At 67.3% G+C, this 20555-nt stretch carries 19 protein-coding genes; 16 read left to right on the forward strand and 3 right to left on the reverse strand.

Annotation, left to right across the window (positions count from 1 at the left end; all coding sequences use genetic code 11):
* The 5 genes from DK254_RS04570 to DK254_RS04590 form a co-directional block, all read left to right on the forward strand.
* A partial coding sequence (locus DK254_RS04570) for a hypothetical protein (RefSeq protein WP_109933001.1) occupies positions 1–3520 on the forward strand: 3520 nt, incomplete at its 5' end.
* The gene (locus DK254_RS04575) at positions 3520–4467 is read left to right on the forward strand and encodes a hypothetical protein (RefSeq protein WP_109932570.1); all 948 of its coding nucleotides are present in this window, start codon (positions 3520–3522) and stop codon (positions 4465–4467) included. The genes DK254_RS04570 and DK254_RS04575, both read left to right, overlap by 1 nt.
* Complete coding sequence (locus DK254_RS04580; protein WP_146219561.1) at positions 4464–5258, forward strand: hypothetical protein; 795 nt, start codon at positions 4464–4466, stop codon at positions 5256–5258. The genes DK254_RS04575 and DK254_RS04580 overlap by 4 nt, the downstream gene beginning before the upstream one ends.
* Entirely contained in the window at positions 5258–7021 is a 1764-nt protein-coding gene (locus tag DK254_RS04585) for a hypothetical protein (RefSeq protein WP_177412014.1), read from the forward strand. Before DK254_RS04580 ends, DK254_RS04585 begins: the two co-directional genes overlap by 1 nt.
* On the forward strand, positions 7021–7257 hold the full coding sequence (locus DK254_RS04590) for a hypothetical protein (protein ID WP_109932574.1): 237 nt from the start codon (positions 7021–7023) through the stop codon (positions 7255–7257). Before DK254_RS04585 ends, DK254_RS04590 begins: the two co-directional genes overlap by 1 nt.
* A 50-nt stretch (positions 7258–7307) precedes the next feature.
* Here DK254_RS04590 and DK254_RS04595 read toward each other — a convergent pair whose 3' ends face one another.
* The 3 genes from DK254_RS04595 to pilT form a co-directional block, all read right to left on the reverse strand.
* The gene (locus tag DK254_RS04595) at positions 7308–8639 is read right to left on the reverse strand and encodes an IS4 family transposase (protein WP_109932575.1); all 1332 of its coding nucleotides are present in this window, start codon (positions 8637–8639) and stop codon (positions 7308–7310) included.
* 112 nt (positions 8640–8751) lie between these two features.
* Positions 8752–9897, reverse strand: coding sequence for a type IV pilus ATPase PilU (gene pilU, locus DK254_RS04600; protein WP_074977840.1), 1146 nt, complete (start codon positions 9895–9897; stop codon positions 8752–8754).
* Positions 9898–9999: 102 nt separating this feature from the next.
* On the reverse strand, positions 10000–11034 hold the full coding sequence (pilT, locus tag DK254_RS04605) for a type IV pilus twitching motility protein PilT (RefSeq protein WP_109932577.1): 1035 nt from the start codon (positions 11032–11034) through the stop codon (positions 10000–10002).
* 73 nt (positions 11035–11107) lie between these two features.
* Between pilT and DK254_RS04610 the strand changes: the two genes are divergently transcribed.
* The 11 genes from DK254_RS04610 to DK254_RS04660 form a co-directional block, all read left to right on the forward strand.
* Positions 11108–11797 carry a YggS family pyridoxal phosphate-dependent enzyme gene (locus DK254_RS04610; protein WP_109933003.1) on the forward strand — a complete coding sequence of 230 codons (690 nt, stop codon included), beginning with the start codon at positions 11108–11110 and terminating at the stop codon, positions 11795–11797.
* 16 nt (positions 11798–11813) lie between these two features.
* The gene (proC, locus tag DK254_RS04615) at positions 11814–12632 is read left to right on the forward strand and encodes a pyrroline-5-carboxylate reductase (protein ID WP_109932579.1); all 819 of its coding nucleotides are present in this window, start codon (positions 11814–11816) and stop codon (positions 12630–12632) included.
* 10 nt (positions 12633–12642) lie between these two features.
* Positions 12643–13236, forward strand: a complete 594-nt coding sequence (locus tag DK254_RS04620; protein ID WP_089390951.1) for a YggT family protein — start codon at positions 12643–12645, stop codon at positions 13234–13236.
* A complete protein-coding gene (locus DK254_RS04625) occupies positions 13236–13532 on the forward strand; it encodes a DUF167 domain-containing protein (protein WP_089390952.1) in 297 nt (98 codons plus the stop codon). The genes DK254_RS04620 and DK254_RS04625 overlap by 1 nt, the downstream gene beginning before the upstream one ends.
* A 111-nt stretch (positions 13533–13643) precedes the next feature.
* Positions 13644–15611 carry a dynamin-like GTPase family protein gene (locus tag DK254_RS04630; RefSeq protein WP_109932581.1) on the forward strand — a complete coding sequence of 656 codons (1968 nt, stop codon included), beginning with the start codon at positions 13644–13646 and terminating at the stop codon, positions 15609–15611.
* Between the two features lie 81 nt (positions 15612–15692).
* A complete protein-coding gene (locus DK254_RS04635) occupies positions 15693–16832 on the forward strand; it encodes a homoserine O-acetyltransferase (RefSeq protein WP_109932583.1) in 1140 nt (379 codons plus the stop codon).
* 9 nt (positions 16833–16841) lie between these two features.
* Positions 16842–17462 (forward strand): methionine biosynthesis protein MetW, encoded by a 621-nt coding sequence (gene metW, locus DK254_RS04640; protein ID WP_109932585.1) that lies wholly within the window; start codon positions 16842–16844, stop codon positions 17460–17462.
* A 36-nt stretch (positions 17463–17498) separates the two neighbouring features.
* Positions 17499–17921, forward strand: coding sequence for a DUF4426 domain-containing protein (locus DK254_RS04645; RefSeq protein WP_109932587.1), 423 nt, complete (start codon positions 17499–17501; stop codon positions 17919–17921).
* Positions 17918–18511, forward strand: a complete 594-nt coding sequence (gene rdgB / locus DK254_RS04650) for an RdgB/HAM1 family non-canonical purine NTP pyrophosphatase (RefSeq protein ID WP_089390959.1) — start codon at positions 17918–17920, stop codon at positions 18509–18511. Before DK254_RS04645 ends, rdgB begins: the two co-directional genes overlap by 4 nt.
* Positions 18508–19716: a radical SAM family heme chaperone HemW gene (hemW, locus tag DK254_RS04655; RefSeq protein ID WP_256595798.1), complete on the forward strand. Its 1209-nt coding sequence runs from the start codon at positions 18508–18510 to the stop codon at positions 19714–19716. Before rdgB ends, hemW begins: the two co-directional genes overlap by 4 nt.
* 14 nt (positions 19717–19730) lie before the next feature.
* On the forward strand, positions 19731–20555 hold an 825-nt coding region (locus DK254_RS04660), incomplete at its 3' end, for a glycosyltransferase (RefSeq protein ID WP_218281396.1).

Raw genomic sequence — 20555 nt, forward strand, 5'->3', positions numbered from 1 at the left:
CGAGTCGGACGGCGGCGGCCGCGCCACCGGGCAGGCCGTGGTGGATGCCGAAGTGAACAACTTGTTCCCGGACATCTCGCGCCTGGACCGCACCATCGGGCGCATCAACCTGCGCAAGGCCTTCGCGGGCGTCCAGTCGACCAACAGCGACAGCTACCTGGGTGCCCACGCCATCCTCACCCAGGCCCCGGCCGATCCGCGCGTGTCGGTGCTGCTGTTCGGCGGCACCCAGACCGACGAGCGCGCCGACGCCCGCAACGCCATCGAGTCCTACGTCGTGCCGGCGGTGATCGCGCCGTTCGACCTGCTGGGCAACCAACTGCAGGGCCAGCGCGCCATCGCCTGCATCCAGCGGGAGGAGCAGCGGCAGCCGGAAATCGGCCAGGTCTACCAGCTGGTGAACGGCTCGCTGTCGCAGTACGTACGGATCACCGACGTGCAGGCCCGCCTGGAGAGCTTCACGTACGACTACGGAAACGGGAACTTCGTGAACTTCACCCGGCGCCGCCTCGACCTGTCGATCAGCTCGCCGCTGCTGAGCACCTTCCCCGGCGGTCAGCCGACGCCGGCCGGCACGGCGATGCCGTCGGGCTCCAGCGGCACCAAGAGCCAGATCCTGACCACCCAAGTGGCGGATGCCGCGCACTACTACGGTATCAGCCCGCTGGCCCAGGCCGTCGCCGAGGGCGCACTGAGCCTGCGGGTGAAATCCGTCTACGCCCAGCTGGTGCCGTCGAGCACCCGCGAGAACGCACTGATCGACCAGCTCGGCGGCTACCAGCGGCGCATCGTGCTGGCCACCGGTCCGGCGCGCTCGGTCAACCTGACGTTCGCCCTGGTCAGCGGCGGCCAGTCGCGGACCTTCCTCGGGACCGGCTGCGCCCCGGGCACGCTGTCCCTGGTGGTCAACGGCGGCACCTTCGCCGACGACAGCAAAGGCGGCCTGCGCTACGTGTCGGGCAGCAACTGGATCACCAGCGGCACCGTCGACTATGAGACCGGCGAAATCAACCTGGTGCGCACCGGCGCCGGCTACACCGGCGCGGCCACCGCCAGCCACCAGCCCGGCGCCGCGGCGACCGGCGAGACCGTCACCGGGGAGATCCCGGTCGACCTGTCGAACCGTGGCTACGTGTACACGCTGAGCCTGTCCGACGCGCCACCCATGCCGGGCACGCTCGAGATCTCCTACATGGCCTTGGGCAAGTGGCAGATCTTGCGCGACCAGGGCAACGGCGAGCTGGCCGGGGAGGGCACCGGGACCATCCAGTTCAACACCGGTTCGGTGTCGCTGACGCTGAACGCCCTGCCGGACGTTGGCAGCTCGGTGATCTGGGCCTACGTGGGGCAGAACAGCGCCGCGTTCACCCAGCGCACCGGCGTGAGCGTGCAGGCCCGGGCGAAGGTCAACCGCACGCTGCCCCACCAGGGGCTGCTGCCGGGTTCCTACGTCGCCAGCTTCAAGGTCGGCGGGGTAACCAAGACCATCGTCGACGCCGGCAACGGCACCCTGTCCGGCACTGGCGGCAGCGGCGTCATCAACTACGCCGCCGGCACCGTGTCGATGGAGCTGACCGCCACCCCGGATGCCGGGACGGCGATCACCCACACCTACCAGCAGGGGGCGTTCACCGACACCCCGCTGGCGGTGACCTCGGACGGCACCGGCATGACCACGTTCACCATCCCGGGCGCGCCGCTGAAGCCGGGTTCGGTGCAGATCAGTTGGATCACGAAGCAGAGGCAGGCCGTGCCGGCTATCGACCACGGCGTGCTGGAGAGCGGCAACAGCCTGCCGGTGTACGAGTCCGAGGTACTGGTCAACAACGCCGTCAGCGACAACACCGCCGGCGGCTGGGGCGGCGGCCGGGCCGGGAGCATCAACTACTCGACCGGCGCCTGCAGCCTGCAGGTGGCGCGGACCTACACCTACAAGGAGTTCACCTACGCGACCCAGAAGAACGGCTTCAACCCGGACACCATCGAGCTGGTCAGCACCGACCGCAGCGAGATGGAGGCCTTCGGCGGCACGCTGACTATTCGCGCGCAGTCGAACAGCCAGAGCTACGGCGACCAGACCGACACCCAGGCCGTGGTCCCGGTCACCCTGGACCTGCTGCCTGGCGTGTCGGAGTCGATCCTGCCGGGCTCGCTGGTGTTCACCTACGCCGGCGAGACCTACGTTGACCGCTCCGGCGTGCTCTACAAGAACGTCAGCAGCACCACGAACGCCGGGGTGGCAGTCGGCTCGGTGGATTACGCGGGCCGCGCGGCCACGCTCAGCACCTACCCGGCCGGCGCCGCGGCGGCCGTCACGCTGCTGGCGTGCCTGACCACGAACTCTGGGTTCGCGGTCAACGCAATGACCTTCCGCACGCCGGGGGCGCCGCTGCGGCCGGCGAGCCTGCAGGTCACCGCGGTGCGCGTCGACAACGCTCAGGTGGTGACGGCCACGGCCGACGCCAACGGCGTGCTGAACGGGGCGGTGATCAAGGGCACGGTGGACATCGCGACGGGTATCGTCAGGCTGCGGTTCACCTCGAACCTGGACGACCAGACCGGGGCCAGCGACATCCCGGTGATCCCGATCCTGCTGCGCTACAACGCGGTGGTCTACTCGACGCTGCCGCTGGACGCCAACCTGATCGGCCTCGATCCGGTGCGCCTGCCGGCAGATGGCCGGGTGCCGCAGTTCCGTGAGGCTGACGTGCTGGTGATCCGCCACGTGGCGGAGACCGTAGTCGCCTCGCCTGTAGCCGGCGGCACCCTGGCCTTGGCGCGGCAGCAGCAGGCCGAGATCGAGGTGTTCGACGCCAACGGCACCGCCCTGCGCGCCGCCAGCTTCACGGCGAACCGTGCCGCGGGAACGGTGACGTGGGCCAACCCGCTGGTGCTGCAGGACGAGGCCGGCAACCCGCTGACGCTGCCGCTGGTGGTGCACGACCGCATCGAGCATATGACGCTGTGCACCGAGGTGCAGATCAGCGGCGAGATCGGCCTGGCCTCGCCGGTGCCGTGGGACATGCCAGCGAACGAGGCCACGGTGTCGAGCGCGCTCAGCTGGGGCGACCTGCAGGCGCGCTACCACCACTGGTTCACCCAGAAGGCCTGGAACACCGGGGCGCCGAACTGGACGGACGCGCCTATCGGCGAGACCACCACGGCCAACTACGACCAGCTCAGCTACCCGCCAATCATCACCAACATGGGGGCGATTGATGGGAAATGGGCCCTGGTGTTCACCTCGGCGACCGCGTTCCAAGTGGTCGAGGAAAAGCTGGGGGTGATCTCCACCGGGACGACCGCTTCCGACTGTGCGCCGATCAACCCGCAGACTGGGACGCCCTATTTCACCATCCGCAAGGAAGGGTGGGGCTCCGGCTGGGCGGCGGCGAATGCTGTGCGCTTCAACACCGATTCAGCGCTGGGGCCGGTGTGGCTCGCTCGCACGGTACTGAGCGGCCAGGGCACTGTCGAGGACGACGAGTTCCGTCTGCAGATTCGAGGAGATGCTGACTAATGCCAACCGTCTATCGACGGAGCGACACGGGTAGCCCCAGCTACTCGCTCGCCTCCGGCTACCAGTACTACTTCAATGCCATCAAGGAGGTGCTCAAGGGCTGCCTGGTTAACGGCTACAACAACAAGCCGGGCGCTGGGTGGACCTTGGTCGCGGAGGGGGCTCAATACCTCATCCTGCGTAACGGCACTCAGTCTGGCTACCTGTGCCTCAGTTGGCGCGATACAAACCAGTTTCGCGCCCAGGTCACGCTGGCCGAGACCTACACTGGCGTGTCCAATAACATCATTACCGGCGATGGGGTGAAGACCGGGTTGGCCGCGAATAACGCCAGTCCTCAGGCGATCGCCTTCCAATACATGGCCTACAGCGCGTCCTATCACGACTGGTATGTGATCGCGGACGAGCGCAGCTTCGTGTTCCAGATGGCTGGCTTCTACAACGCCAGCGCGAATGTGCTGTGGGATGGAAGCTCCCAGGTGATGCTCTACGGGGGGGAGGACTCGGCGGGCAACTTCATTGCGGTCGGCGGCCAGAACAACGGCGTAGTCAATGCCAACAACTATTTCAGTGCCTCGGGATTCACCTCTCTACGTGATCCCGCAACGGGGCTGCTGGTGGATGTCGCAAGCCTTGCGGTCATCACGCCAAGCCTTTCGTTGACCATGGGTTCTCCTGCAATGCCAGCGCTCAGCGTAGCGGAGCTGGTCCCTGTGCGCTGGTATGGGGGTGGGGTTGAGGCTGGTCGATTGCGTGGCCTGGCCCAGGTGCCAGCGCTGATGGCAGTCACCGTCGACAAGTCCGCCCCTGCGCTGGGGATGTCTGGAACGCTCACCGTTTCGCGGATCAGCGAAGCGTTGAACCTGGGCGACTCCAATACCTACCTGATGGGCTGCACCTACCTGTCGGCCTTCCGCCTGGCAACCAACAACCCGAGCTTCTGGTGATGACGACGATTGCGCCTGTTCTAGCGTTGCCGCTCAGCTACACCCCGCCACCGAAGGTCCGAATCCAGTTTCGGGTGTTGCGGGAGGGGGAGGTTACGAGCGGCCCGAAGTTCGTCCGGCTCTACCGCAGTTGGCTGACGATCAGTCAGGTGGCGATGGCCTTTTGTACAGGGGAGGGCGATGGGCGAGGAACGAACGACCTCACCCAGGCGTACAACGTCGATGTCGCCACGCTGCTGGCCCAGGGCGAGTGGCTGGCCTGTGGCGTCGACGATGCCCCGCCGCGCAAGACGCGGGCTGTCTACCTGACCATCAGTGACTCGGGCGTACTGACCTACAACATCACCAGCGGCGAGGGCTCGGGCGGAGGTGCCTCGGCCGAGATCACGGCGCGCGTGCGCGTCGATGGTGTGCTTGCTGAGCGCGAGGTGGTGTTCGTGGAAAAGCCGTCCAACGGCCAGTTCCGCATTGCCGGCTACGGGCCTGCCCAGGACGGTGAGTCGGTCGTTGAGCTGAAGGTCACGGATGGTCTGGTCTACGCCGTCGCGCTGGATGACTGGGGGACGGTGTTTCAGCCGAACCTGAGCGTCGCCGAGGGGCAGGTGATCCGCCCCACCGTGATGCTGGGGTGGCTGTACCGGGTGACGCAGTCCGGCCAACTGCCTGCCGTTGAACCTGCTTGGTGGGACGAGAGCCTGCAGGGGCCGCAACCGCTTGGTACAGCTCGGGCCGAGGTGGTGCGCTACTACCGCCCGCAGGCGCACGGCCCGCAACCCGTGGAGTTGATCTGATGCTGACCCATGATGCGGTGGCGGGCTGGAGAAAGGCCCGCCACCAGTTCGATCCTGCGCGCCGTTCGGCGTGGGGGACGGTCGCCGCCAGGGAGGTGGCCACCTCGGCGCCCTGGGGCGAAGGCGAGGCGCAAAGCGCCTCCTTGGCGGGCCGCTGGGACACGGTGGCGCAGGCTGACCAGGGCCATGGTGGGCGCTGGAGGCAGGGCTTGGCGCTGGAGGCCGACGCCGCCAGCCGCTGGGACACCGTCGCGCAAAAAGACCTGGCGCAGCGCCTGGGCTGGGACCGCTCGGTCAAGCCGCAGGACACCCGCCTGCGCCTGCTCTACAACCCCAAGCCGACGCGCAAGGACACGGTGACCGGCCAGGCCTGGTTCCGCTGCGATGAGTTCGGCCAGCGCTTCGACGCCGCGGCCGAGCGCGCTGCCAGTCTCTACGTGCCCACGCCGGGCCTGGTGGACTTCAGCTTCGGTGGGGAGCGCTACGTGCCCAGCACGTCGGCAATCGTGTTCTTCGACTTCAGCTACAGCCCGCAGCCGCATGCCATCCAGCCGGTGGACAGTGGTGCGGTGGTGCGCTTCACCCCGGCGCGCATCATCGACCAGATGCGGACCATGCCCTGGGGCTGGGGTACGCCGACCGATCCGCGCCCGACGGGCATCGTTTACCCGGACTACCCGGGGCCTGTGGTCGTCGTCGACCCGCCCGAGGAGCCGACCATTCTGGAGACCTACATGATCGCCAACACGGTCACCCTGGTTGAGCTGGCCGGCGGCACGCCGCTGGACGCCACCAATATCCGCATCGGCCTGGACATCGACTCGTTCGCCTGGACGTTCAGCGCCGACCTGTTCGGCCGCACCTCGCTCAACCTGGTGCTGCAGGATGCCGACGGGCCGAAGACGGTCGAGCTGGTGGTCAACGGCTGGACCTGGCGCTTCCTGGTCGAGCGCTATAGCGGCACCGGCAAGTTCCCGGAGGAGCGCTACACGATCAGCGGCAGCAGCCGCACCCAGCTCCTCGCCGCACCCTATGCGCCGAAGCGCAGCGGCATGAACACCAGCCCCATCAACGCCCGCAACATCGTTGACGACCAGCTGGAGTTCACCGGCTTCGCGGCGACCTGGGACACGGTGTCGATGGGGCCGCCGGACTGGACGCTGCCGGCCGGCGCGTTCAGCTATACCGAGATGGCGCCGATGGAGGTGATCCACCGCCTGGCCGAGGTCGCCGGCGGCATCGTGCGCCCGGCGCTGGCCGGTGACGCCTTCACCATCCTGCCGCGCTACCGCGAAGCGACCTGGTACTGGAACAGCGCGATTCCCGACTGCATCGTGCCGGCGGAGATCGTCGCAGAGTGGGGCAGCGAATGGTCGCCACAGCCGGAGTGGAATTTCGTCTACGTCAGCGGCACCAACTACGGCGTGAGCGTGCAGGTGCGGCGCGCCGGCACGGCCGGCGACGAGCCGGCGGCGGACGTCATGGAGGACTGGATGACCGGCACCGACGTTGCCCGGGCCCGCGGCATCTGCGAACTGTCGAAGGGCGGCAGCCAGGCCATCGAGACGCGGCGAATCCCGCTGTTCGCGGATGGCGACAACACCCCGGGGCTGGTGCAGCCGGGCATGATCGTGGAGTTCCGCGACCCGGACGTCACCTGGCGCGGCCTGTGCCTGGGCGTCGATATCACCGCCGAGGGCGTGGGCGCCTCGCGCGTCTGGCAGACGCTGCGGATCGAGCGGCACTACGGGAGCGGCAGCTGATGGCCACGGTGAACCCCTGGAAACGCTTCATTGGCCTGCTGCCGGGCGGGTACAGGACCGTGGGCGAGGTGATCAGCGTCGACGCCGCGGCCGGCACGAGCGTGGTGGAGCTGCGCACCGGCACCCGGGTGCTCGCCCGCGGCACCTCGGTGGCTGCCGGCCAGAACGCATTCCTGGTCGACGGCCAGGTCACCGGCCCGGCCCCGGACCTGCCGCAGTACGACTTCGAGGTCTGAGCCTGCCGGCCAGGCCATCAACTCAAGCCCGCCACCTGGCGTAATGCTGTTCACTTAAGCGGAGCAGCATTGCGGTTCACCGGATAGCGGGTCTTCGAAATCTTCACCGCCCTTGGTCTTGCCGGCCTTGGGCGGCGATCCAGGAATAGCCCGCCGATCCCGGCCCGCAACTCCGCCAGGCGCCTTCCAGTGGCGGAAATCGGATTGGCTGCTGCCATCACGATCAGTTGAACGGCGATGTAATGAGCCACCGGCTTGAAGCGTATCTCGGATGCGGAACGGCCGAACGCTACCGCCGCCTGGCTCGCCTCACGGCGAATGACGTTGTAGCTCAGCAGCAACCCCCAGACTTCCTGATAGATCAGCTCAACCTTCTTGCTGCGCAGGGTGACCGCGTTCTGTTGCAGGGAACTCTTGATATCTCGGAAGCCCAGTTCGATCTCCCAGCGCTCCTGGTACAGATCGGCAACGGCCTTGGCGCTGTAGCGCTCGGCTGGCAGAGAGGTCAGCACGGTTTTCAGCTTGCCCTGACGTTCGTAGCTGACTTCACGTACCTCCCAGTAGGCCGGCAGCGCCGGGTTACGCTTTCGAGCCTGTGCCGACACCTTCATGCGCAGCAGGCGATCACGCTTGCCGTAACGGACCAGTTCTTCACCGACCAGGCCCTTGCGAGCCGGGATCAACCAGTGGCGGTTCGCCCCCGTCGTGGCGACGCCCAACAGCAAATCGGCACTCCAGAAGCCCTTGTCGAACAGGGTTACCGAGTGATCGGGGATTTGCTGAAGAAACTCGTCGGCCAAACGCATTTCACTGCGCCGGTAGGGGCTCAACTGGGCATCCAGGATCACGTGCGAGCGTACGTTCATCAACGCAACCAGGCGCATCATGGGAAACGGCGTCTGGCGGTCGGTGGCGGTGTTGCCGGAACCGAAATGCTTGCGCAGTTCAGTGCTGTCCGGGGTGCGCAGGAGTGCGCCATCCACCGCCAGGACCCGCAGATCCTGCCAGTTGTCTCCGTCATAGCGTTCGCACCCCCACTGCTTGCCGGTTTTGCGGAACAACCACTCGACCGGATCGGCGCCGAGCCGCTTACGGGCTTGGCTGATACCACTTCTCGCCAGCAGGTGGTCGGAAGCCAGGCCCTGAGCGCAGATATTCAGGCGCCTGGCCACTTCATGGACGGGCTCATCGCGGAACAACGCCATGCCCAGTACCAGCCAGAGCACCTGATCGGTAGGCAGACGCCGCCGCCGAATGCTGGCCTGTGAGGAAAGATGCAGTGCCGACTCCACCCACTCGATTGGAATGTTCTGGGTGAAGGTGCTCAGGTCGGAGAAGTTGAACAGGTCGCCCAGATCGAGCAGGTGCTGTTGGAAAGACATAAAAAATCCGATGCCAGAAGTCTGGCACCGGATTCTTGGGGAACACCTGCCGTGGCTCAAATGCTTAAGTGAACAGCATTACGCCTTGGGGCGGGCTTTTCGGGGCGGCGGCTCAGCGGAAGCGGCGGTTGGGGTCGTCGTCGCTCAGCTCCAGGGTCAGGCCCTGGGTCATGCTGGACAGGTGGTCGGCGTCGGTTTCCGAGCCGAGCTTGATCATCAGGCGCAGGTCGTTGGCCGAGTCGGCGTAGGCCAGGGCGTCCTCGTAGGTGATCTCGCCCTGGGAGTAGAGCTGGTACAGCGCCTGGTCGAAGGTCTGCATGCCCTGCTCGGTAGAGCGCTTCATCAGCGGCTTGAGCTCGTGCACCTCGCCCTTGCGGATCAGGTCGGCGGCCAGCGGGGTGTTCAGCAGCACCTCGATCACCGCGCGGCGGCCCTTGCCGTCAGGCGTAGGCACCAGTTGCTGGGCGACGATGGCCTTGAGGTTCAGCGACAGGTCCATCCAGATCTGCTGGTGCCGGTCGGCCGGGAAGAAGTGGATGATCCTCTCCAGCGCCTGGTTGGCGTTGTTGGCGTGCAGGGTGGCCAGGCACAGGTGGCCGGTCTCGGCGAAGGCCACGGCGTGCTCCATGGTCTCGCGCGAGCGCACCTCGCCGATCATGATCACGTCCGGCGCCTGGCGCAGGGTGTTCTTCAACGCCACCTCGAAGGTGTCGGTGTCCAGCCCCACCTCGCGCTGGGTGACGATGCAGCCCTGGTGCTGGTGGATGTACTCGATCGGGTCCTCGATGGAGATGATGTGCCCGGTGGAGTTCTTGTTGCGGTAGCCGATCATCGCCGCCAGCGAGGTGGACTTGCCGGTGCCGGTGGCGCCGACGAAGATCACCAGGCCGCGCTTGGTCATGGCCAGCTTCTTGAGGATCTCCGGCAGTTTGAGGTCCTCGATGGTCGGGATGTTGGTCTCGATGCGGCGCAGCACCATGCCCACCAGGTTGCGCTGGTAGAAGGCGCTGACGCGGAAGCGCCCGATGCCGCGGGCGCTGATGGCGAAGTTGCACTCGTGGTGCTCGGCGAAGTCGCGGCGCTGCTGCTCGTTCATCACCGCCAGCACCGTCTCGCGGGTCTGCTCGGGGGACAGCGGGGTCTTGGTCACCGGCAGCACCTTGCCGTTGACCTTCATCGACGGGGGCACGCCGGCGGTGACGAAGAGGTCAGAGGCGCCCTTCTCCACCATCAGCCGCAGCAGTTTCTCGAATTCCATGATCGATCCAACCTGATTCGTTCACGCACTGTGCGATTAGACTGTCGCCCAGGCCGCCCGTGCGTGTGCCGCGCCGCCTGGCCGGGCGCAAGGCCCGGGAGGTCAGAAGTTTTCCGGGATCTTGGCCTTTTCCTTGGCGGCGTCGCGGGTCACCAGGCCCTTGGCCACCAGGGACTTCAGGCACATGTCGAGGGTCTGCATGCCCAGCGCGCCGCCGGTCTGGATGGCCGAGTACATCTGCGCCACCTTGTCCTCGCGGATCAGGTTGCGGATCGCCGGGGTGCCGATCATGATCTCGTGGGCCGCCACCCGGCCGCCGCCGATCTTCTTCAGCAGGGTCTGGGAAATCACCGCCTGCAGCGATTCGGAGAGCATGGAACGGACCATGGCCTTCTCCTCGGCGGGGAACACGTCGACGATACGGTCGATGGTCTTGGCCGCGGAGGTGGTGTGCAGGGTGCCGAACACCAGGTGGCCGGTTTCCGCGGCGGTCAGCGCCAGGCGGATGGTCTCCAGGTCGCGCATCTCGCCGACCAGGATGATGTCCGGGTCCTCACGCAGGGCCGAGCGCAGCGCCTCGTTGAAGCCTAGGGTGTCGCGGTGCACCTCGCGCTGGTTGACCAGGCACTTCTTCGACTCGTGGACGAACTCGATCGGGTCCTCGACGGTGAGGATGTGGCTGTACTTGGTGTTGTTCAGGTAGTCGAGCATCGCCGCCAGCGAGGTGGACTTGCCCGAACCGGTCGGCCCGGTCACCAGCACCAGCCCGCGCGGCACGTCGGAAACACGCTTGAACACTTCGCCCATGCCCAGGTCCTCCATGGTCAGTACCTTGGAGGGAATGGTCCGGAACACCGCGCCGGCGCCGCGGTTCTGGTTGAAGGCGTTGACGCGGAAACGCGCCACGCCCGGCACTTCGAAGGAGAAGTCGGTTTCCAGGAATTCCTCGAAATCCTTGCGCTGCTTGTCGTTCATGATGTCGTAGATCAGCGCGTGCACCTGCTTGTGTTCCAGCGGCGGCAGGTTGATGCGGCGCACGTCGCCGTCGACGCGGATCATCGGCGGCAGGCCGGCCGAGAGGTGCAGGTCCGAAGCGCCTTGCTTGGCGCTGAAGGCGAGCAACTCGGTAATATCCATGGGACTCCCCAATCCAATGCAAGCAGGTAGAATGCCGCTGAACTTGCAGCAGCCGGGCCTCAGAGCGCAGGTAATGTCCACGATAGCAGAGAATATTGCAAAGGTTCGCGAGCGTATCCGTGAGGCGGAGCAAGCTTGCGGGCGGCCTTCCGGCGGCGTTGCGCTGCTGGCGGTGAGCAAGACCAAACCCGCCGCCGCCATCCGCGAGGCCCATGCCGCCGGCCTCGTCGACTTCGGCGAGAACTACCTGCAGGAAGCCCTGGGCAAGCAGGCCGAACTGGCCGACCTGGCGCTCACCTGGCACTTCATCGGCCCCATCCAGTCGAACAAGACGCGGCCCATCGCCGAGCACTTCCACTGGGTGCACTCGGTGGACCGCCTGAAGGTCGCCGAGCGCCTGTCCGCTCAGCGCCCGGCGCAGTTGCCGCCGCTCAACGTCTGCCTGCAGGTGAACGTCAGCGGCGAGGCCAGCAAGTCCGGCTGCGCCCCGGAGGAGCTGCCGGCCCTGGCCGCCGCCGTGGCCGCCCTGCCGAACCTGAAGCTGCGCGGGCTGATGGCCATCCCCGAACCCACCGAGGATGTCGCCGCCCAGCGCGCCGCCTTCGCCCGCCTGCGCGAACTCCTGACTGCCCTGAACCTCGGCCTGGACACCCTGTCCATGGGCATGAGCCACGACCTCGAAGCCGCCATCGCCGAAGGCGCCACCTGCGTGCGCATCGGCACCGCGCTGTTCGGCGCGCGCGACTACGGTCCCCATTCTTGATCAAGGAACGCAACCCATGAGCACCACCCGCATCGCTTTCATCGGCGCCGGCAACATGGCCGCCAGCCTGATCGGCGGCCTGCGCGCCCAGGGCGTGCCCGCCAGCCACATCCGCGCCAGCGACCCGGGCGCCGAGCAGCGCGCGAAGATCGCCGCCGAGCATGGCATCGAAGTGTTCGAGGACAATGCCAGCGCCATTGCCGGCGCCGACGTGGTGGTCCTGGCGGTCAAGCCGCAGGTCATGAAGCAGGTCTGCGAGCCGCTGGCCGCGCTGCTCGAACCCGGCCAACTGGTCGTCTCCATCGCCGCCGGCATCCCTTGCGCCAGCCTGTCGCGCTGGCTGGGCAGCGAGCTGCTGGTACGCTGCATGCCCAACACCCCGGCGCTGCTGGGCGAAGGCGCCAGCGGCCTGTACGCCACCGCCCAGGTCAGCGCGGCCCAGCGCCAGCAGGCCGAACAGTTGCTGGGGGCAGTGGGCATCGCCCTGTGGCTGGACGAGGAGAAGCAGATCGACGCCGTCACCGCCGTCTCCGGCAGCGGCCCGGCCTACTTCTTCCTGCTGATGGAAGCCATGATCGCCGCCGGCCAAAAGCTCGGCCTGAGCCCCGAGGTGGCCACCCGCCTGACTCTGCAGACCGCCCTGGGCGCCGCGCGCATGGCCACCGGCAGCGACGTCGGCCCGGCCGAGCTGCGCCGCCGCGTGACCTCGCCCAAGGGCACCACCGAAGCCGCCATCAACGCCTTCCAGGGCAATGGATTCGAAGCACTGGTCGAGCGCGCCCTGGCCGCCGCCGACCACCGTTCCGCCGAACTGGCCGAACAACTGGGGCAATGAGGAGCCTTAAATGACCGGACTTTCCACCGCTGCCATCTACGTCATCCAGACACTGGGCAGCCTCTACCTGCTGATCGTCCTGCTGCGTTTCATCCTGCAGCTGGTGCGCGCCGACTTCTACAACCCGCTCAGCCAGTTCATCGTGCGCGCCACCAAGCCGCTGCTGAACCCGCTGCGCCGGGTGGTCCCGGGCTTCGGCGGCGTCGACCTGGCGTCCCTGGTGCTGGCCATCCTGGTCCAACTGGTGCTGATGATCGTCACCCTGACGCTGATGGGCTACGGCGTCGGCGGCTATGTTCTGCAGTTGCTGGTGTGGTCGGTGATCGCGGTGACCTCGCTGTTCCTCAAGGTGTTCTTCTTCGCCCTGATCATCAGCGTGATCCTCTCCTGGGTCGCCCCGGGCAGCTACAACCCCGGCGCCCAGCTGGTGAACCAGATCTGCGAGCCGCTGCTGGCGCCCTTCCGCAAGCTGCTGCCGAACCTGGGCGGGCTGGACATCTCGCCGATCTTCGCGTTCATCGCACTGAAACTGCTCGACATGCTGGTGATCGGCAATCTCGCCGCCATGACCGGGATGCCGCAGATACTGAGCCCGTTCATGTAATGAGCTTCTACCGCTGGGACGGCGAGGACCTGATCCTCGATTGCCACCTGCAGCCCAAGGCGAGCCGCGACGAGTTCGCCGGGCTGCACGGCGAGCGCCTGAAAATCCGCCTCACCGCCCCGCCGGTGGAGGGCAAGGCCAACGCCCACCTGCTGGCCTTCCTCGGCAAGGCCTTCGGCGTGCCGAAAAGCGCGGTAATACTCGAGAGCGGCGAGCTGAACCGCCAGAAGCGCGTGCGCATCCCCCGGCCGACGCGGCTGCCGGCGGAGCTGGGGATAACCGCTGGGTCGGCTTGACCGACCTTACATGTAGGAATGTGATGAAGGCCAATTGACGCCACCTCGCCGCGCTTCATAATCCAGGCATTCTTCTCTCGCGCAGGACGCGCAAGCCACAGGACCGCCTGGATGAGCATGGAGCGACTCAGTCAGCAGATCGACGCCTACGTCACCTGGAAGCGGGAACTGGTCCGGGACATCATCCGCTACCGCAGCTGGCTGGAGCAGAGCCGGCTGAACAGCGCGGACATAGACGCGCGCCTGGAGCGCGCCCTGCGCCTGCTGCGCCTGGACCACATCACCCTGGCCTTCGTCGGCGAGTTCTCCCGCGGCAAGACAGAGCTGATCAACAGCCTGTTCTTCTCCGAGTACGGCCAGCGCATGCTGCCGTCCCAGGCCGGGCGCACCACCATGTGCCCCACCGAGATCTTCTTCGACCCGCGCTCCGAACGCCCCTACATCCGCCTGCTGCCCATCGAGACGCGGGTGGCCGACGCCAGCATCGCCCGCTTCAAGCAGGTGCCGCGGCACTGGGTGAACATCCCCCTGGACACCTCCGACCCGGCCAACATGGCCCAGGCCTTCGCGCAGATCGCCCGGACCAAGAGCCTGCCGGTGGAGCAGGCGATCCAGCTCGGCTTCCTCCCGGACATGCTCGAAGCCGCCGAACGCCCCGGCCACGTGCACGTGCCGGCCTGGCGCCACGCCCTGGTCAACTTCGACCACCCGCTGCTGCGCCAGGGCCTGCGCATCCTCGACACCCCCGGGCTGAACGCCCTGGGCAGCGAGCCGGAACTGACCCTGTCGATGCTGCCCAGCGCCCAGGCGGTGGTCTTCCTGCTGGCCGCCGACACCGGCGTCACCGCCTCGGACCTGGCGGTCTGGCAGGAGCACGTGCGGCACCTGGTGGAAGACGGCCAGTGCACCCTGTACGCGGTGCTGAACAAGATCGACGTGCTCTGGGACGACCTGGCCGGCGAGGCCTTCGTGCAGAACGCCATCCAGCGCGTGCGCGACGCCACCGCGCGGCAGCTGGGCATCGCCCGCGACGCGGTGCTGCCGCTGTCGGCCAAGCAGGCGCTGCTGGCCAAGGTGCGCAAGGACGGCGAACTGCTCGCCCGCAGCCAGCTGGAAAGCCTGGAGAACCTGCTCTGCGAACGCATAGTGGCGGACAAGGAGCGCCTGCTGGAGGGCGCCGTGCTCGGCCAGGTGCTGGCCCTGCTGAACAACAGCCAGCACAGCCTGCGCGCCCGCCTGGAGCGCCTGCGCGAGCAGCAGGCGCTGCTCGAGGGCCAGCAGCAGGACAGCGGCCAGCTGCTGTTCGAGCTGACCGCGCGGACCAAGGAGGACCACGGCCGCCATCACCGCCGCCTGCTCAACCTGAAGACCAACCAGCGCCTGCTGCGCCGCCAGGGCGAACTGCTCGGCCAGACCGTGCGCGCCGAACGCCTGCAGCAGCACCTGGCCAAGGTCCACGAGAAACTGCGCGGCAGCTGGACCACCCTGGGCATCAACCAGGCCATCCTGAACTTCTTCCAGGCCGTGGAGGGCGACCTGCACAGCCTGCAGCACGAGGCCGAGCTGGGCAACCGCATGGTCGAGGCCATCTACCTGCGGCACAACCAGGAAAACCCGCTGAACGCCCTGGACGCCCCGCGCTTCGACGTCGCCGGCTACCAGCGCGAACTGGCCCGGCTGCGCGACCAGGCCGACCGCTTCCGCCTGCAGCTCAAGACCCTGCTCACCGAACAGCGCCTGCTGACGCGGCGCTTCATCGCCACCCTGGCCCAGGAGGTGATCCTGCTGCACCAGCGCGTGCGCGAGGAAGTCGAGCGCTGGGCCACCGACGCCCTGATGCCGCTGATGCAGTACACCCTGGAGAACAAGCAACTGCTGGAAACCCACATGCTGCGCCTGAAGGCCCTGGCCCAGGAAACCCAGCAGGTGCGCCAGCGCGCGCTGCTCATGGCGCGCTACCAGGAAGAGCTGGAGAAACAGCTGGCCGAAGCCTCGGACATCCTCCGCCTGCTGCGCCGCCCCTCGCCGCTGCAACGCCAGGCCCGCGTGGTCGCCCTGCCCGGCTCGCAGCGCGCCTGAACGCCTGCGGCAGGCCCGGCCTTGCCGCAGGGGGCGGTGCTCTTTAGACTGGCGCCCTCCTTTTATTCATGAGCTGGGTCGATGCCAACAGTCTTCCCCGAAGATTCCGTCGGTCTGGTCTCTCCCCAGACGCTGCACTTCAGCGAACCCCTGGCCCTGGCCAGCGGCAGGACGCTGCCCGAATACCAGCTGGTGATCGAGACCTACGGCGAGCTGAACGCCACGGCGAGTAACGCCGTGCTGATCTGCCATGCGCTTTCCGGCCACCACCACGCCGCCGGCTACCACAGCCCCGACGAGCGCAAGCCGGGCTGGTGGGACAGCTGCATCGGCCCGGGCAAGGCCATCGACACCCGCAAGTTCTTCGTGGTCGCGCTGAACAACCTCGGCGGCTGCAACGGCTCCACCGGCCCCACCAACCTCGACCCGGCCACCGGCCGCGTCTACGGCTCCGATTTCCCGGTGGTCACCGTGGAAGACTGGGTCAACAGCCAGGCGCGCCTGGCCGACCGCCTGGGCATTGCGCAATGGGCCGCGATCGTCGGCGGCAGCCTCGGCGGCATGCAGGCGCTGCAGTGGACCATCAGCTACCCCGAGCGCGTGCGCCACTGCCTGTGCATCGCCAGCGCGCCCAAGCTCTCGGCGCAGAACATCGCCTTCAACGAAGTGGCGCGCCAGGCCATCCTCTCCGACCCGGAGTTCCTCGGCGGGCACTTCCAGGAACAGGGCGTGATACCGCGCCACGGCCTGCGCCTGGCGCGCATGGTCGGGCACATCACCTACCTGTCCGATGACGCCATGGGCGAGAAGTTCGGCCGAGACCGCAAGGCCGAGAAGCTCAACTACGACCTCTACAACGTCGAGTTCCAGGTCGAGAGCTACCTGCGCTACCAGGGCGAGGAGTTCTCCACCCGCTTCGACGCCAACACCTACCTGCTGATGACCAAGGCGCTGGACTACTTCGACCCGGCCTCCGCCCACGACGGCGACCTGGTGCGCACCCTGGCCGGAGTGAAGGCGGACTTCTGCGTGATGTCCTTCACCACCGACTGGCGCTTCTCCCCGGCGCGCTCGCGGGAGATCGTCGACGCCCTGATCGCGGCGAAGAAGAACGTCTGCTACCTGGAGATCGACGCGCCCCAGGGCCACGACGCCTTCCTCATGCCGATCCCCCGCTACCTGCAGGCCTTCAGCGCCTACATGAACCGCATCAGCGTATAAGGAAGCCCCATGCGCGCCGACCTGGAAATCATCCAAGACTGGATCCCCGCCGGCAGCCGGGTGCTCGACCTGGGCTGCGGCGACGGCGAACTGCTCGCCTGGCTGGCCGAACACAAGCAGGTGACCGGCTATGGCCTGGAGATCGACAGCGAGAACATCGCCAAATGCGTCGAACGCGGGGTGAACGTCATCGAGCAGGACCTGGACAAGGGCCTCGGCAGCTTCGCCAGCAACAGCTTCGACGTGGTGGTCATGACCCAGGCCCTGCAGGCCGTGCACTATCCGGACAGGATCCTCGAGGAAATGCTCCGCGTCGGCCGCACCTGCATCATCACCTTCCCCAACTTCGGCCACTGGCGCTGCCGCTGGTACCTGGCGCGCAATGGCCGCATGCCGGTGTCGGAATTCCTTCCCTACACCTGGTACAACACGCCGAACATCCACTTCTGCACCTTCAAGGACTTCGAGGCGCTGTGCCGCGAGCAGCGCCTGCGGGTGCTCGACCGCCTGGCGGTGGACCGTGACCACCGTCATCGCTGGTCCTGCCGAGTTTGGCCTAATCTGTTGGGTGAAATCGGTATCTACCGGGTCAGCGGTCCAAGCCTGCCGGACCACCGCATCGCCGTCTGAACCGCCCGGGGCCCCGAAACCCAGGAGAAGAAAACCATGCGCCGCCTAGCCTCCCTGCTGTTCTGCCTGTTCCTGGCCCTGCCGGCCTTCGCCGAGCAGGCCACCACGCTGGGGGACCTCAAGGTCCACTACAGCGTCTACAACTCCAGCTTCCTCCAGCCCAAGGTCGCCGCGGCCGTCGGCGTGGTGCGCAGCAAGGCCCAGGGCGTGATCAACATCGTGCCGCTGGACGCCAGCGGCAAGCCGGCCCAGGTCACCGTCTCCGGCACCGCCAAGAACCTCATGGGCCAGTCGACCCCGCTGACCTTCAAGCGGGTGGTCGAGGAAGGCGCGGTCTACCACATCGCCCAGTTCCCCATCGAAGGCCGTGACACCCTGACCTTCGACATCCAGGTACAAAAGGGCTCCGAAGCCCCGCAAAGCTTCGAGTTCATGCAGGAAATCTACCCAGACGAATGATCAAGCTCGACCAACTGGTGCTGGCCAGTCACAACGCCGGCAAACTCAAGGAGCTCCAGGCCATGCTGGGCGCCCACGTGAAGGTGCGCTCCATCGGCGAGTTCAGCGACGTGGAGCCGGAGGAAACCGGCCTCTCCTTCGTCGAGAACGCCATCCTCAAAGCGCGCAACGCCGCGCGCATCTCCGGGCTGCCGGCGCTGGCCGACGACTCGGGCCTGGCGGTGGACCATCTCGGCGGCGCGCCGGGCATCTACTCCGCGCGCTACGCCGACGGCAAGGGTGATGCGGCGAACAACGCCAAGCTGCTGGACGCCCTGCGCGAGGTGCCGGACGAAGAGCGCGGCGCGCAGTTCGTCAGCGTCCTGGCCCTGGTGCGGCACGCCGACGACCCGCTGCCGATCCTCTGCGAAGGCATCTGGGAAGGCAGCATCCTGCGCGAGGCCCGCGGCGAGCACGGCTTCGGCTACGACCCGCTGTTCTGGGTGCCCGAAAGCGGCTGCTCCAGCGCCGAACTGCCCCCCGAGCAGAAGAACCGCCTGAGCCACCGCGCCCGCGCCATGGCCCTGCTGAAGCAGCGGTTGGGGTTATGAACAAGGCGACAGGCTCCAGGCTCCAGGCCCCAGGCAAAAGCCACGACCTGCAGCCTGCAGCCTGCGGCCTGCAGCTGCCGCCCCTGGCGGCTTATGTCCATATCCCCTGGTGCGTGCGCAAATGCCCGTACTGCGACTTCAACTCCCACGCCGCCGGCCCGGAGCTGCCCGAGGACGCCTACGTCCAGGCGCTGCTGGCCGACCTGGCGGCTGACCGGCGGCACGTCCACGGGCGCAAGCTGACCTCGATCTTCTTCGGCGGCGGCACCCCCAGCCTGTTCTCCGCCCAGGCCCTGGGCCGCATCCTCGAAGGCCTGGAGCGCGAAGTCGGTTTCGAGCCAGGCATCGAGATCACCCTGGAAGCCAACCCCGGCACCTTCGAACAAGCCAAGTTCGCCGACTACCGGGCCCTGGGCATCAATCGCCTGTCCATCGGCGTGCAGAGCTTCCAGGCCGACAAGCTCAAGGCCCTGGGCCGCATCCACGACGGCGGCGAAGCCGTGCGCGCGGCGGACATGGCGCGCCGCGCCGGCTTCGACAACTTCAACCTGGACCTGATGCACGGCCTGCCGCAGCAGAGCGTGGCCGACGCCCTGGCCGACCTGGAACAGGCCATCGCCCTGGCCCCGACGCACCTGTCCTGGTACCAGTTGACCATGGAGCCGAACACGGTGTTCTGGAGCCAGCCGCCGGAACTGCCGGAAGACGACGCCCTGTGGGAAATCCAGGAAGCCGGCCAGGCCCGCCTGGCGCAGGCGGGCTACCGGCAGTACGAGACCTCGGCCTACGCCCGCGACGGCCTGCGCGCCCGGCACAACCTCAACTACTGGACCTTCGGCGACTTCCTCGGCCTAGGCGCCGGCGCCCACGCCAAGCTGAGCAGCCCGCAAGGCCGCATCCTGCGCACCTGGAAGACGCGCCTGCCGAAGGACTACCTGAACCCGGCCAAGGCCTTCCAGGCCGGCGAGCGCGAACTGGAAGCGGCCGACCTGCCCTTCGAGTTCATGATGAACGCCCTGCGCCTGGTGGACGGCGTCCCCGCGACGCTGTTCGAGCAACGCACCGGCCAGCCCCTGCAAGCCATCGCCGAAGCCTGCCGCGAAGCCCGCGCCCAGGGCCTGCTGGCCGAGGACGACGAGCGCCTGCGGCCGACCGAGCGCGGCCAGCTGTTCCTCAACGACCTGCTGCAGCAGTTCCTGCCCTGAGGCCAGCGCGCGGCATGCGAGCGACCATCGTCCTGGTGATCTACAAGGAAAAGCTCAGCGATTCGCAGAGCTTCCGCAGCCTTCTGCAGAACCAGGCCCTGCTGGCCGCCCATGACTTCAGCCTGGTCATCCACGACAACAGCCCCACGCCCCAGGCGCTACCGCCCGGCGAATATCCCATCGCCGTGCACTACAGGCATGACCCGAGCAACCCGGGCCTTGCCGCGGCCTACAACCTGGCGCTGCGCGATGCCCGCGAGCGCGGCAGCGACTGGCTGCTGCTGCTCGACCAGGACACCCGGCTACCGGAGGCGTACTTCCAGGAGCTGACCGAGCAGGCCGATGGCCTGGCCGTCGATTGCGTCTGCCTGGTGCCACAAGTCAGCGATGGCCAGCGCCAGGTCTCGCCCATGGACAACAGCCGCGTGCGCGCCAGCGCGGAAGGCATCGAGGCCGGCTATCGCAGGCACCAGGTGACCGCGATCAATTCCGGCGCCTGCTGGCGCACGGCCTGGCTGGCCCGGATCGGCGGCTTCAACCCCGACTTCCCGCTGGACTACCTGGACCACTGGGCCTTCCACCGCGCACTGTCCGACGGCCAGCAAGTCTACGTCATGGCCGCCCGGGTCCGGCAGAACCTCTCGATCAGCAACCGCAACCAGGTTTCCCGGGCCCGCTACGAAAGCATCTACGAGTCGGAGTATCGCTACTACAGCCAGTACCGCACCGAGCTCTTCGCCAGTTACCGGCGCCACCTGCCACTGCGCCTGATCAAGCAGCTTCTGATGTTCCGCGAGAAGAAACTGGCCTGGAAGACGTTGCAGCTGCTGCTGCGAAAA

The organism is Pseudomonas sp. RW407 (assembly GCF_003176655.1).
Taxonomy (GTDB): Bacteria; Pseudomonadota; Gammaproteobacteria; order Pseudomonadales; family Pseudomonadaceae; genus Pseudomonas; species Pseudomonas delhiensis.